A 13,048-nucleotide genomic window follows, 5' to 3' on the forward strand; every position below is an offset into this window, starting at 1 on the left:
GAACAGTCCTTAGCCGGCCAATACCCGCGCCAACGTCGATTTGACCTTACCCATGCCAGCGTGCAGCGCCTGCTCGATCTCGGCCATGGTGATCACTTCGGTCGTCTTGCCCGCCGCCGGGTTCACCACCAATGCCAGGCAGGCGTAATCCAGGTCCAGCTCTCGCGCCAGCGCGGCTTCCGGCATGCCGGTCATACCGACGATGTCGCAGCCGTCACGTTCCAGGCGCACGATCTCGGCGACCGTCTCCAGACGCGGGCCCTGGGTGCAGGCATAAACGCCCTGGTCGCTGTACTCGCAGCCTTCGGCGGCGACGGCGGCGATCAAGCGCTGGCGCAGCGCTTCGCTGTAGGGAAAGCTGAAATCGATGTGGGTGACGTGTTCCAGGTCATCGGCGAAAAAGGTGTGCTCGCGGCCGCTGGTGTAGTCGACGATCTGATGCGGCACGCAGAAATGCCCGGTGCCCATGGCCGAATGAATCCCGCCCACCGCATTGACCGCGATGATCGCTTCAGCACCGGCCTGCTTCAACGCCCAGAGGTTGGCGCGGTAGTTGACCTTGTGCGGCGGAAAGCGATGCGGATGGCCGTGACGGGCGAGGAACAGCACTTCCTTGCCGGCGTACTCGCCAATCTGCACCTCGGCCGACGGCGCGCCATACGGGGTGTCCACCGCCAGCGACTGGCGAATGCTCAAGCCTTCGAGCTGGGTCAGCCCGGTGCCACCGATGATTGCGTAAACGGTCATAGCGAAAATCCTTAATCGATCAGTTGAGCGTCTTTGAGCGCGCCGATGGCGGTCAGCCAACGCGGATCCTGACGATAATCGGTGCTGGCAAAGGCCTGACCACGCATGCGTGCAATACGCGCGGACGGCTTGACCTTCATGCGCTGCGCGGCGCTGAGCGCGAGTTCGGCGGCGGCGCGGTCGTTGCACACCAGACCCATGTCGCAACCGGCGGTAAGCGCGGCTTCGATGCGGCTGGCGGCATCGCCGACCACGTGAGCGCCGGCCATCGACAGGTCATCGCTGAAGATCACCCCGTCAAACTGCAATTCGCCGCGCAGGATGTCCTGCAACCAGCGGCGAGAGAAACCGGCCGGTTGCGCATCGACTTGCGGGTAAATGACGTGAGCCGGCATTACCGCAGCCAGCTGTTTGCTGAGCCTGGCGAAGGGCACAAGGTCGTTGGCGCGGATCTCTTCCAGGCTGCGCTCGTCGTTCGGGATCGCCACATGCGAATCCGCCTCGGCCCAACCGTGGCCGGGGAAATGCTTGCCGGTGGCGGCCATGCCAGCGCTGTTCATGCCGCGAATGAAGGCTCCGGCGAGCACCGCGGCGCGGGCCGGGTCGCCTTCGAACGAACGGGTGCCGACCACGGCGCTGCGCTGATAGTCCAGATCGAGCACCGGAGCAAAACTCAGGTCGAGACCGACCGCCAGCACTTCGGTGGCCATGATCCAGCCGCACTGCTCGGCCAGGTATTCGGCGTTCGGGTTATCGGCAATGGCGCGCATCGCTGGCAAACGCACGAAGCCCTGACGCAAACGCTGCACCCGACCGCCTTCCTGATCCACTGCCAGCAACAGATCCGGGCGAACCGCGCGAATCGCCGCACTGAGCTCACGCACTTGACGTGGATGCTCAATGTTGCGGGCAAAAATGATCAGGCCGCCCACTTCGGGCTGGCGCAACAATTGGCGATCTTCGGCCGTCAGCCAGGTACCGGCGACGTCCACCATCAACGAGCCTTGCAGGCCAGCAGTCATAAAAATTCCTTGGAAACAGAAAACCCGATCGACAGCCAGTCGCTGCCGTGAGCAGCGCTCGGCAGGTCAGCGATTTTTCTGTTGATCGGGTTCAGAACGAGAATCGGCATGGGCGGCTAGCTTAGCGGATCCCCGCTGCCGCGCCCACCCGTGTGCGGTCAAACCTTGGCGGCGACCGGGGTTGATTTGCTGCGCGGACGCAACTGCGCAGTGGCCATGGCTGCATCAGTGACGCCGGTTTCAGCGCGCATGCCGGCCGCGAGAAATGGCACCATCAGGCGCATCACTTGCTCGATCGAGGTATTGACGCCGAAATCGGTCTCGGCAATCGCCCGCAAGGCTTTGATACCGGACATGCTGAACGCGGCCGCGCCGAGCATGAAGTGCACGCGCCAGAACAACTCGATCGGTGGAATGCGCGGTGCCGCTTCATTAACCAGCAACATGTAGCGACGAAATACCTTGCCGTACATGTCTTCGAGATAACGCCGCAAGTGGCCCTGGCTCTGACTGAAGGCAAGGCCGAGCAAACGCATGAAGATCGACAGGTCGTTGCCGCTGCGCGGTTGAACCACCAGCGCCTGCTCAACGAGAATTTCCAGCAGCTCCTCTAGGGTCGGCTTATTGTCAGGCTTGGCCTGACGCCGCTCCAGCTCTTTGTCGAGGCTGATGCAGAACGGCCCGAGGAATCGCGAGAACACGGCCTGGATCAGCGCTTTCTTCGAGCCGAAGTGATAGTTAACCGCTGCCAGGTTGACGCCGGCCTTGCTGGTAATCAAACGCAATGAGGTTTCTGCGAAACCTTTCTCCGCGAACAATTGCTCGGCAGCATCAAGAATGCGTTCAACGGTTTCCGACTGGGCCATGGCTACTCCGCCTGACAAACACTTGTTTGAAACATACGTTTCAGCCTATGCAATGTCAAGCCTGCCGGTTCGTTTTGGGAATGGTCGGTCAGCTATTTAACCACACAAGCCCGGCGCTTTAAAAAGCGTGCCTGTCGACCGTCTGGCGGCGTGCCGAAAAACGGCGATTGCCAAGATCGTTTCACTGTATATAATCCCAGTCACTGTATAAAAAGACAGAGCGATCATTATGCTAAAGCTGACGCCACGCCAAGCCGAGATTCTGGCCTTTATCAAACGCTGCCTCGAAGACAACGGCTATCCGCCAACCCGCGCGGAAATCGCTCAGGAGCTGGGCTTCAAATCGCCCAATGCCGCTGAAGAACACCTCAAGGCGCTGGCCCGCAAAGGCGCCATCGAGATGACGCCAGGCGCTTCTCGCGGGATCCGCATTCCCGGCTTCGAAGCCAAACCCGACGACTCCACCCTGCCGATCATTGGCCGGGTCGCCGCCGGTGCGCCGATTCTGGCCCAGCAGCACATCGAAGAATCATGCAATATCAATCCGGCCTTCTTCCATCCCCGTGCCGACTACCTTTTACGCGTCCACGGCATGAGCATGAAGGACATCGGCATTTTCGACGGTGACCTGCTGGCAGTCCACACCACGCGCGAAGCACGCAACGGTCAGGTCGTCGTGGCCCGTATCGGCGATGAAGTGACGGTCAAACGCTTCAAGCGTGAAGGCAGCAAGGTCTGGCTGATTGCCGAAAACCCTGAGTTCGCCCCCATCGAAGTCGACCTGAAGGATCAGGAACTGGTGATCGAAGGCTTGAGTGTCGGCGTCATCCGCCGCTAATAGGAGGCTTTATGCAGTTCCCACATACCCCTCAGCAAACCCAACTGCCTTTGTTCGAAGCGTTTCTTGCGCAACCGTTGGCGCCGATCCTGAAAGACGTGGTCGAGCGCCCATGGACTGCCGAACCTGAAGTATTCAGCGAGCTGTCACTGCGTGGTGCTGCCGGGAACTGCCTGAACCTGCTCGCTCCGATCCTTCGCGAACTCAGCGAAGATCAGGATGCGCGCTGGCTGACGCTGATCGCGCCACCCGCCAGCCTGACCCAAACCTGGCTGCGGGACGCCGGCCTGAACCGCGAACGCATACTGCTATTGCAACCGCGGGGTGCGCAAAGCGCTCAGCAACTGGCGTGCGAAGCGTTGCGGCTGGGTCGCAGCCACACTGTCGTGACCTGGCTCAATCCGCTGAACGCCAGTTTGCGCCAACAATTGATCAGCGCCGCCCGTACAGGCGATGCTCAGAGCTTGAATATTCGATTGGGTTGACGGCTGTAACACGCGCTGTGTGAAGCGCAGGGCTTCTCCATGGACAGAGAAGCCGATCTGAAGCGGTAATGCCTGATGATGAAAACAGGCCAGGATCAATGAAGAACCCGCGGCCCTTCTTCCTTATCAAACTCGCCTTCGACCATGCGGCCGGCCATTTGCACGCCGACGCTCAACATCGCCTTGGCGATTTCGACATGCTGACCCTGCAGGAACGCTTTGGCATCCTCGGAGAAATCCAGTGTCACCAAAGAACCTTCGTCCTCAGCTCTGCGCAGTTCGATTCGGCCATCTGGTAACTCGACAATTTCTAGAAAGGACGTTGGCATAAAAGTCTGTTCTCCACGAAAGGCAGGCATTATATAGACATCATTCGGGCTTCGCTCAGGATCTTGACCAGTAGCATGTTTCAGATTGCCACCGCGTCAATCGCTCTCAGCATTCATTCAGGCCCTCGCGAAAACGAATGGCCAAGCCTTTCAGATTCTGCCGCCAGCTCTCCAGCTCCTCACGATTCAATTCCTCCGGCGCCTGCTCTTCATCCAGATTGATCATCTGAATCAATGGCTGCGTGACGTCGCCCTTGAGTTTGTGCGGCACTCGCGGTGGCTGAAACAAAGCCGAGTGCGCTGCGAGCAATTTTGCCAGCCAGGTTTCCGGATTACCCGCCAGCTCGACCATTTCCGCCAGCTCCGGAATCGCAATCGACTCCAGCACTTCAGGAGTCAGCAACATTTCAGCGCGCGGCGCACTGGCCTGCGGCAGGCGATAGAAACCCGCGATCTCATGGCAAAGCCCCAGCAAGGCACCGTAGAGGTGAAAGAGCGTTGATTCACGCCCGGCCTGAATCAGCGCCAGCGAATTCATTGCCCGCCCTTCCTCGGCGCGAGCCAGAGCTTCCAGCGACAGGCCGGCGAAATAGATCTTCTGGTTGGTGCGGGTATAGAGTTCGTGAGCCATGACGGCAGCCTCCACGACGAAATAATTGCTTCACACAGGCCGGACAGTGTCATGGATCAGCCGATCCGACCGCAAGCACAAAACAAAAAGGCCGCATGAAAACCCTAGGGTTCACATGCGGCCTTTTCAGTGCCGGACTAACGCTTACTCAGCCTTGGCCTTCGCGCTGCGCTTGTCTTCCACCGTCCACTTGCCACCGTCGTAATACGCTTTCCAACCGGTCGGCTTGCCGTCGACTTCGGTCTGCACATATTGCTCCTTGGTCTTGCGGCTGTAGCGGATCACCGCTGGCAGGCCATCAGGATCCTTCTGAGGTGCTTCGCAGAGGAAATGATACTTTGGATCGATCTCGTCCTTGTGCGGCAGAATCTCGATCACCAACGGAGCACGGGTCTCGCGGTTTTTCGGGAACTGACTGGCCGCCAGGAACAGACCGGATGCGCCGTCACGCAGGATGTAGGTGTCGTTGACCTTTTCGCATTTCAGCTCAGGCATCTTCACCGGGTCCATCTTCGGTGGCGCCGCATCACCGCTTTTCAGCAATTTGCGGGTGTTCTTGCAAGTCGGGTTGGTGCAACCGAAGAACTTGCCGAAACGGCCGGTCTTGAGCTGCATCTCGCTGCCGCACTTGTCGCATTCCAGGCTCGGACCTTCGTAGCCCTTGATCCGGTAGCTGCCTTCTTCGATTTCGTAGCCGGCACAATCCGGGTTGTTACCGCAGATGTGCAGCTTGCGCTTCTCGTCGAGCAGGTAGGCATCCATCGCCGTGCTGCAGATCGGGCAGCGATGCTTGCCGCGCAGGACCAGCGACTCGGACTCACCTTCGTCGTCCGCAGCGATCTCGTCGCCCGGCACCAGATTGACGGTGGCCTTGCAACGCTCTTTCGGCGGCAGGCTGTAACCCGAGCAACCGAGGAACACACCGGTCGATGCGGTACGGATCTGCATCGGACGGCCGCAGGTGGTGCACGGAATGTCGGTCATGACCGGCTGGTTGGCACGCATGCCGTTATCCGGGTTTTCGGCTACTTCGAGTTTCTTTTTAAAGTCGCCATAGAACTCGTCCAGTACGCTTTTCCAGTCGCGCTCGCCTTGGGCCACGTCATCGAGGTTCTCTTCCATGCCGGCGGTAAAGCCGTAGTCCATCAGGTTCGAGAAGCTTTCGGACAGACGCTCGGTAACGATGTCGCCCATCTTTTCCGAATAGAAACGGCGGTTGTGCAGAGTCACATAACCACGATCCTGAATGGTCGAGATGATCGCAGCGTAAGTCGAAGGACGACCGATGCCACGTTTTTCCATTTCCTTGACCAGACTGGCTTCCGAGTAACGCGCCGGCGGCTTGGTGAAGTGTTGCGACGGATCGAGCTTGATCAGCTTCATCACGTCGCCCTGCGCCATGTCGGGCAGAACGTCGTCATCGCCAGGCTTGGCGATTTGCGGCATGACGCGGGTGTAGCCATCGAACTTCAGGATCCGACCCTTGGCACGCAGCTCGAAGTCGCCAGCGCCGACGCTGACGGTGGTCGACAGGTATTGCGCCGGCAGCATCTGGCAAGCGAGGAACTGGCGCCAGATCAGCTCGTAGAGACGCTCTGCGTCACGCTCCATGCCCGTCAGCTTACTCGGAATGGTGTTGGCGTCAGACGGCCGAATCGCTTCGTGCGCCTCTTGCGCGCCTTCCTTGCTGCTGTAGACATTCGGTGATTCCGGCAGGTACTTCTTGCCGAACTCTTCTTCGATATAGGTTCGTGCCATCGCCACGGCATCAGCCGAGAGGTTGGTCGAGTCGGTACGCATGTAAGTGATGTAGCCGGCTTCGTACAGACGCTGGGCCATCATCATGGTTTTCTTCACGCCAAAGCCCAGGCGGTTGCTCGCAGCCTGTTGCAACGTGGACGTGATGAAGGGGGCCGACGGCTTGCTGCTGGTCGGTTTGTCTTCACGCTTGACGATGCTGTAGCTGGACGCCTTGAGCTTTTCCAGCGCGGCCATGGCCTGGGCTTCGTTCAGCGGCTTGAAGGCTTCACCCTTCTCGCGTGCCACTTCGAAACGCACGGTCGAGCCCTTGGTGGTGCCGAGGTCGGCATGCACTTCCCAGTACTCTTCCGGGTTGAACGCACGGATTTCCCGTTCGCGCTCAACGACCAGTTTCACCGCAACCGATTGCACACGGCCGGCGGACAGGCCACGGGCGATTTTCGCCCACAGCAGTGGCGAGACCATGTAGCCGACGACGCGGTCAAGGAAGCGGCGCGCCTGCTGCGCGTTGACCCGATCGATGTCCAGCTCGCCCGGTTCGGAGAAGGCCTCCTGAATGGCCTTCTTGGTAATTTCGTTGAACACCACGCGCTTGTAGCGGCTGTCATCACCGCCGATGGCTTCGCGCAGGTGCCAGGCAATGGCTTCCCCCTCGCGATCCAAGTCGGTTGCGAGATAGATGGTGTCAGCATCCTTGGCGAGCCGGCGCAGCTCTTCGATGACCTTCTCTTTACCCGGAAGGATCTCGTAGTGGGCCTTCCAGCCATGCTCGGGATCGACACCCATACGCGAGACCAGCTGCTTGCGCGCTTTCTCTTTCGGCGTGAGTACCGGAGCTTCACCCGCGGCAGCCTTGCCACGCTTGGCGGCTGGCTCTTTGCTGGCGCTAGCCGAACCGCTGGTGGGCAGGTCTCGGATATGGCCGATACTCGACTTCACCACGTATTGGTTACCCAGATACTTGTTGATGGTCTTGGCCTTAGCCGGGGATTCCACAATGACCAGCGATTTGCCCATGGATCAGAAAATTCCTGAATTCTAGAAGTGAAAGGCGGTTGGCGCCTGACGCGGCACCGCTATATATAGTTGATACAAGGTGAGGTCAAGCACAGGGTTGTCTGCGCACTCGCCTCATTCCTTGGAAAAAAGGCTCGGTTCGGCTTGCACCAAAGCAAAGCGTGGCACCTGCTCGCCGTCAACCTCGACCGACTCGACAAACATGCTCAGCGGGCGCACCCAAAAGCCGTAATCGCCATACAGGGCTTGGTAAAAGACCACTTCTTCTTCGGTCTCGGAGTGCCGCGCAATACTGAACACACGGTACTGCGGACCTTTGTAATGTTGGTAGAGCCCAGGTTGTATCGGCATGCTTCGGCCCTCACTGAAATTTTTTCAAAATAAAATAAAAAACCCAAAAACAAAAACCGGGGCACTGGGCCCCGGCTTCCATCGACGAGACGCTTAAACGCGTTCGAAGACGGTGGAGATGCCTTGGCCGAGACCAATGCACATAGTGGCCACCCCGAAGGTGCCGCTATTCTGCTTCATCACGTTCAGCAAGGTGCCGGAAATACGTGCACCGGAGCAACCGAACGGGTGACCCAGGGCAATCGCGCCGCCGTGCAGGTTAACCTTCTCGTTCATCTTGTCGAGTACTTTCAGATCTTTCAGCACTGGCAGAGCCTGTGCAGCGAAAGCTTCGTTGAGCTCGAAGAAGTCGATATCGTTGATGCCAAGGCCCGCACGCTTCAGGGCTTTTTGTGTTGCCGGCACAGGACCATAGCCCATGATTGCCGGGTCCACACCCGCCACTGCCATCGAACGGATCACCGCCATCGGCTGGATCCCCAGGTCCTGGGCACGCTGCGCCGACATTACGATCATGCACGAAGCACCATCAGTGATCTGCGACGAAGTACCGGCAGTCACGGTGCCGCCCTTCGGATTGAAGGCCGGCTTGAGCGCCGCCAGACTTTCCAGGGTGGTTTCCGGACGAATGGTTTCGTCGTAGTCGAACAGCTTCAGGAAACCGTTCTCGTCGTAGCCCTGCATCGGGATGATTTCGTCTTTGAACTTGCCTTCCACGGTAGCCTTGTGGGCCAACTGGTGGGAACGCACGCCGAAGGCGTCCTGCTGTTCGCGAGTGATGCCGTGCATTTTGCCGAGCATTTCAGCGGTCAGACCCATCATGCCCGAGGCTTTCGCCGCGTACAGCGACATGTGCGGGTTCGGATCGACACCGTGCATCATGCTTACGTGGCCCATGTGCTCGACGCCACCGACCACGAACACGTCACCGTTACCGGTCATGATCGCTTGTGCGGCGGTGTGCAACGCACTCATCGACGAGCCACACAGACGGCTGACGGTCTGGCCGGCCGAGGTGTGCGGAATCTGGGTCATCAGCGACGCCATGCGCGCAATGTTCCAGCCCTGCTCCAGAGTCTGGTTGACGCAGCCCCAGATCACGTCCTCGACTTCCGCCGGATCGACCTTGGCGTTGCGTTCCAGCAATTTGCTGATCAGGTGCGCCGACATGTCTTCGGCGCGGGTGTTGCGGTGCATGCCGCCCTTGGAGCGGCCCATCGGAGTACGACCGAAGTCGACAATCACGACGTCTCTAGGATTCAAGCTCATAAGTTCACTCTCACTCTAGTTGGGGGCGCTTAACCGAAGAAGCTCTGGCCGTTCTTGGCCATTTCGCGCAGCTTCGCGGTCGGGTGGTACAGCGCGCCCAAATCAGCGTACTGGTCAGCCAGGGCAACGAACTCGGCGACACCGATCGAATCGATGTAGCGCAGCGCACCGCCACGGAATGGAGGGAAACCGATACCGTAGACCAGTCCCATGTCGGCTTCGGCGGCGGTTTCAACGATGCCGTCTTCCAGGCAACGCACGGTTTCCAGGCACAGCGGGATCATCATCCAGTTGATGATGTCTTCGTCGGTGACTTCGCGCTGCTCGTAAACGATCGGCTTGAGCACTTCGAGCACCGACGGATCGGCAACTTTCTTCTGCTTGCCTTTCTTGTCGGCCTCGTAGGCGTAGAAGCCCTTGCCGTTTTTCTGACCCAGGCGCTTGGCTTCGTACAGCACGTCGATGGCCGAGCGACGGTCATCCTTCATGCGGTCCGGGAAACCTTCTGCCATCACGTCACGACCATGGTGGCCGGTGTCGATGCCGACTACGTCCATCAGGTACGCCGGGCCCATCGGCCAGCCGAATTTTTCCATGACCTTGTCGATGCGGACGAAGTCGACACCGGCGCTGACCAGCTTGGCGAAACCGCCGAAATACGGGAACAGCACGCGGTTGACCAGGAAACCCGGGCAGTCGTTGACGACGATCGGGTTCTTGCCCATTTTCTTGGCGTAGGCAACGGTGGTGGCAACGGCCAGCTCACTCGACTTCTCGCCACGGATCACTTCTACCAGCGGCATCATGTGCACCGGGTTGAAGAAGTGCATGCCGACGAAATTTTCCGGACGCTTGAGGGCTTTGGCCAACAGGCTGATGGAAATGGTCGAGGTGTTGGACGCGAGGATGGTGTCCTCTTTGACCTGACCTTCAACTTCAGCCAGTACGGCTTGCTTGACCTTCGGGTTCTCGACGACCGCTTCGACAACCAGATCCACATGACCGAAATCACCGTAGGACAGGGTCGGACGAATGCCGTTGAGCACTTCAGCCATTTTCGCGGCGGTCATGCGGCCCTTGTCGACGCGGCCAACCAGCAGCTTGGCGGCTTCGGCCAGGCCTTGCTCGATACCGTGCTCGTTGATGTCCTTCATCAGGATCGGCGTGCCTTTGGACGCCGACTGATAGGCGATACCGCCACCCATGATGCCGGCGCCGAGTACGGCAGCCTGCTTCACGTCTTTGGCGATTTCGTCGTAGGCCTTGGCCTTTTTCTTCAGTTCCTGATCGTTCAGGAACAGTCCGATCAAGCTCTGTGCAGCCGAGGTCTTGGCCAGTTTGACGAAACCGGCGGCTTCGACTTCCAGCGCCTTGTCACGACCGAAGTTCGCGGCTTTCTGGATGGTCTTGATCGCTTCGACCGGCGCCGGGTAGTTCGGGCCAGCCTGACCGGCCACGAAACCTTTGGCCGTTTCGAAAGCCATCATTTGCTCAATGGCGTTCAACTTGAGTTTTTCAAGTTTCGGCTGACGCTTGGCCTTGTAATCGAACTCGCCGGAGATGGCGCGCTTGATCAGCTCAAGGGCTGCTTCCTGCAACTTCTCTGGGGCAACCACGGCGTCGACGGCGCTGACTTTCAGAGCGTCTTCAGGGCGGTTTTCCTTGCCGGCGGCAATCCACTCGATCGCGTTGTCGACACCGATCAGGCGCGGCAGACGCACGGTACCGCCGAAGCCTGGGTAGATGCCCAGTTTGACTTCCGGCAGGCCGATTTTGGCTTTGGTCGACATGACGCGATAGTCAGCCGCCAGGCACATTTCCAGACCACCGCCGAGGGCGATGCCGTTGATGGCCGCTACGGTTGGCACGTTGAGGTCTTCGAAATCGCTGAAGATCTTGTTGGCTTCGAGATTGCCAGCAACCAGCTCGGCATCCGGCAGCTTGAAGTTGTCGACAAATTCGGTGATGTCGGCGCCGACGATGAACACGTCCTTGCCGCTGCTGACGATCACGCCCTTGATCGAAGCATCTGCCTTGATGGTGTCTACGGCCTGACGCAGTTCGTTCAGGGTTAGACGGTTGAACTTGTTGACGGACTCACCCTTGAGGTCGAATTTCAATTCGACGATGCCACTTTCAAGAGCTTTAACCGTGATGGCTTTACCTTCGTAAATCATCAACTGATCTCCACGATATGGAAGCTGAACAGTACACGTCGGACGCAGGCGAATGGCTCGGCAGGACGCTTTTTCGTCAATGCTAACGCCAATCCACCCGGCACACCCGCCAACGCGATAGTCGGGATTCTGTAGGAGCAGTCTGTAAGACAAACGCTCAATTCATACGCCCGTTTGATTTGGGTACGTCACCTTCTCGGAATTCCCGGCAATTGTCAATCGCCCAAAATACCGGTTGAAATGCGACTTTGCGGTCATTTCCGTAGGACGAAGACCTGCAACAAGCGCCTGCATGTCCAGCCATTCATAGAATCAATATTTAGAAAAGTCGCCCTAATCCGTCACAGCCTTTGTTTAAAGGGCTACGCTGGTGGGACTACAGGGAAATGCACAGCGCGCTTGATACCGCGCCGGCAGCAAAAAGCTTTCCGGCCTGCCTGGCCAACCCCGCCCGATGAATCATGTCGGGCTTTTTAATGCGCGTCTGCCGGACGTTTCACACCGTTGCAGTGCGAAAAGTCCGCAAGTCATGCCAGCGCTTTCAGTGTTGCGTCAATATCCTGCAAAACCGCAGCGTCGCCCTTCTCGCCCCAATACAGGGCGATCAACTGCTTGTCGGCGTCGACCTTGTAAACATTGCCCGGCAATTTTTCGAAATGATCGAGCAGTGCACGGTCCTCGCAGACTTCCTGCCATTGATTGACCCACACCCCCGGCGATTTCTGCCAGTACGTCCAGCAGGCCGAATGATTGCTTCTGCGCGGCCGGTAGTATTGCGCACAAGGGTTTGGCGGCTGCTGCGTCAGCCAGTGCGGCCATTCCTGAGGTGCCAGCTGCATGGCCAGACCGATGCGTCGCGCCTCTGTGCGCAGTGCGATGCGCCCGCTTTGCGCGCGCGACGGGCGCAGCCAGGCCAGCGGACTTAAAACCACCAGCAGGATTGACACCACCAACCAGACCGTCATATCTCTATTCCCCATTCTCGGTGAGCGCCATGTGTCACTTTGGAACCATTGCGCTCGAAACCAGCCATACTTACCACTATTGAAACCTCAGGAGAGCACCTCATGCCCTACCACCACATCCTGGTCGCCGTAGACCTGACCGAAGAGTGCGACCCTGTCATCCACCGTGCCCGCGAGCTTTCGGTCAACAACGGCGCCAAACTGTCGCTGGTACACATCGTCGAACCGATGGCCATGGCGTTCGGCGGCGACGTGCCGATGGATCTGTCACAACTGCAACAACAGCAGTTCGATCAAGCCAAGGAGCGCCTGGAGCGTTTGAAGCTCAAATACACCGAACTCGAGGGCGCCAACTGTCATTTGACCTACGGCCAGCCGCGCCAGGAAATCCACCACTTCGCCAAGGAGCAAACCTGCGATCTGATCGTAGTGGGCAGCCATGGCCGCCACGGTCTGGCGCTGTTGCTTGGCTCGACGGCCAACGACGTACTGCACGGCGCGCCGTGCGATGTGCTGGCGGTGCACCTGACGAAGCGCTGAAATACGGTCCCATGCAGGAGTGAGCCTGCTCGCGATAGCGTCCTGGAATT

Annotated in this window: 13 protein-coding genes; 3 read left to right on the forward strand and 10 right to left on the reverse strand. The window is 58.9% G+C overall.

All coding sequences use genetic code 11. The annotated features are described in order from the left end of the window. Positions 1-9: 9 nt before the first annotated feature. The 3 genes from BLU52_RS15950 to BLU52_RS15960 all read right to left on the reverse strand — a co-directional run bounded on the left by BLU52_RS15950 (position 10) and on the right by BLU52_RS15960 (position 2,635). Entirely contained in the window at positions 10-747 is a 738-nt protein-coding gene (locus BLU52_RS15950; protein WP_090284738.1) for an S-methyl-5'-thioinosine phosphorylase, read from the reverse strand. Positions 748-758: 11 nt separating this feature from the next. Continuing rightward, positions 759-1,769, reverse strand: coding sequence for a beta-N-acetylhexosaminidase (nagZ, locus tag BLU52_RS15955; RefSeq protein WP_090284740.1), 1,011 nt, complete (start codon positions 1,767-1,769; stop codon positions 759-761). Between the two features lie 158 nt (positions 1,770-1,927). Then, positions 1,928-2,635: a TetR/AcrR family transcriptional regulator gene (locus BLU52_RS15960; protein WP_090284742.1), complete on the reverse strand. Its 708-nt coding sequence runs from the start codon at positions 2,633-2,635 to the stop codon at positions 1,928-1,930. 229 nt (positions 2,636-2,864) lie between these two features. Between BLU52_RS15960 and lexA the strand changes: the two genes are divergently transcribed. Together lexA and sulA are read left to right on the forward strand one after the other, a co-directional pair. Further along, entirely contained in the window at positions 2,865-3,473 is a 609-nt protein-coding gene (lexA, locus tag BLU52_RS15965) for a transcriptional repressor LexA (protein ID WP_090284744.1), read from the forward strand. 11 nt (positions 3,474-3,484) lie between these two features. Then, positions 3,485-3,958, forward strand: coding sequence for an SOS-induced cell division inhibitor SulA (gene sulA / locus BLU52_RS15970; RefSeq protein WP_090284746.1), 474 nt, complete (start codon positions 3,485-3,487; stop codon positions 3,956-3,958). A 95-nt stretch (positions 3,959-4,053) separates the two neighbouring features. On the opposite strand, the gene BLU52_RS15975 is transcribed toward sulA, so the two are convergent. The 7 genes from BLU52_RS15975 to BLU52_RS16010 form a co-directional block, all read right to left on the reverse strand. Further along, entirely contained in the window at positions 4,054-4,287 is a 234-nt protein-coding gene (locus BLU52_RS15975; RefSeq protein WP_003226592.1) for a hypothetical protein, read from the reverse strand. Positions 4,288-4,393: 106 nt separating this feature from the next. After that, complete coding sequence (locus BLU52_RS15980; protein ID WP_090284749.1) at positions 4,394-4,918, reverse strand: DUF6586 family protein; 525 nt, start codon at positions 4,916-4,918, stop codon at positions 4,394-4,396. 144 nt (positions 4,919-5,062) lie between these two features. Beyond that, entirely contained in the window at positions 5,063-7,696 is a 2,634-nt protein-coding gene (gene topA / locus BLU52_RS15985) for a type I DNA topoisomerase (protein WP_090284751.1), read from the reverse strand. 114 nt (positions 7,697-7,810) lie between these two features. After that, positions 7,811-8,047, reverse strand: a complete 237-nt coding sequence (locus BLU52_RS15990) for a DUF1653 domain-containing protein (protein ID WP_090284753.1) — start codon at positions 8,045-8,047, stop codon at positions 7,811-7,813. 93 nt (positions 8,048-8,140) lie between these two features. Next, positions 8,141-9,316, reverse strand: coding sequence for an acetyl-CoA C-acyltransferase FadA (gene fadA / locus BLU52_RS15995; protein ID WP_007910465.1), 1,176 nt, complete (start codon positions 9,314-9,316; stop codon positions 8,141-8,143). A gap of 29 nt (positions 9,317-9,345) precedes the next feature. After that, positions 9,346-11,493, reverse strand: coding sequence for a fatty acid oxidation complex subunit alpha FadB (gene fadB, locus BLU52_RS16000; RefSeq protein ID WP_090284755.1), 2,148 nt, complete (start codon positions 11,491-11,493; stop codon positions 9,346-9,348). Positions 11,494-12,020: 527 nt separating this feature from the next. Next, complete coding sequence (locus BLU52_RS16010) at positions 12,021-12,458, reverse strand: hypothetical protein (RefSeq protein ID WP_090284756.1); 438 nt, start codon at positions 12,456-12,458, stop codon at positions 12,021-12,023. Positions 12,459-12,560: 102 nt separating this feature from the next. On the opposite strand from BLU52_RS16010, the gene BLU52_RS16015 reads away from it, so the two are divergent. Then, positions 12,561-12,998, forward strand: a complete 438-nt coding sequence (locus BLU52_RS16015) for a universal stress protein (RefSeq protein ID WP_090284758.1) — start codon at positions 12,561-12,563, stop codon at positions 12,996-12,998. Positions 12,999-13,048: the final 50 nt, after the last annotated feature.

Origin of the sequence: Pseudomonas granadensis, from assembly GCF_900105485.1 — a bacterium.
GTDB classification, from domain to species: Bacteria; Pseudomonadota; Gammaproteobacteria; order Pseudomonadales; family Pseudomonadaceae; genus Aquipseudomonas; species Aquipseudomonas granadensis.

Excerpts from the sequence above, each read along its gene's own strand:
- BLU52_RS15950 (WP_090284738.1), bottom strand. The coding sequence starts at position 747 with ATGACCGTTTACGCAATCATCGGTGGCACCGGGCTGACCCAGCTCGAA.
- nagZ (WP_090284740.1), bottom strand. The coding sequence starts at position 1,769 with ATGACTGCTGGCCTGCAAGGCTCGTTGATGGTGGACGTCGCCGGTACC.
- BLU52_RS15960 (WP_090284742.1), bottom strand. The coding sequence starts at position 2,635 with ATGGCCCAGTCGGAAACCGTTGAACGCATTCTTGATGCTGCCGAGCAA.
- lexA (WP_090284744.1), top strand. The coding sequence starts at position 2,865 with ATGCTAAAGCTGACGCCACGCCAAGCCGAGATTCTGGCCTTTATCAAA.
- sulA (WP_090284746.1), top strand. The coding sequence starts at position 3,485 with ATGCAGTTCCCACATACCCCTCAGCAAACCCAACTGCCTTTGTTCGAA.
- BLU52_RS15975 (WP_003226592.1), bottom strand. The coding sequence starts at position 4,287 with ATGCCAACGTCCTTTCTAGAAATTGTCGAGTTACCAGATGGCCGAATC.
- BLU52_RS15980 (WP_090284749.1), bottom strand. The coding sequence starts at position 4,918 with ATGGCTCACGAACTCTATACCCGCACCAACCAGAAGATCTATTTCGCC.
- topA (WP_090284751.1), bottom strand. The coding sequence starts at position 7,696 with ATGGGCAAATCGCTGGTCATTGTGGAATCCCCGGCTAAGGCCAAGACC.
- BLU52_RS15990 (WP_090284753.1), bottom strand. The coding sequence starts at position 8,047 with ATGCCGATACAACCTGGGCTCTACCAACATTACAAAGGTCCGCAGTAC.
- fadA (WP_007910465.1), bottom strand. The coding sequence starts at position 9,316 with ATGAGCTTGAATCCTAGAGACGTCGTGATTGTCGACTTCGGTCGTACT.
- fadB (WP_090284755.1), bottom strand. The coding sequence starts at position 11,493 with ATGATTTACGAAGGTAAAGCCATCACGGTTAAAGCTCTTGAAAGTGGC.
- BLU52_RS16010 (WP_090284756.1), bottom strand. The coding sequence starts at position 12,458 with ATGACGGTCTGGTTGGTGGTGTCAATCCTGCTGGTGGTTTTAAGTCCG.
- BLU52_RS16015 (WP_090284758.1), top strand. The coding sequence starts at position 12,561 with ATGCCCTACCACCACATCCTGGTCGCCGTAGACCTGACCGAAGAGTGC.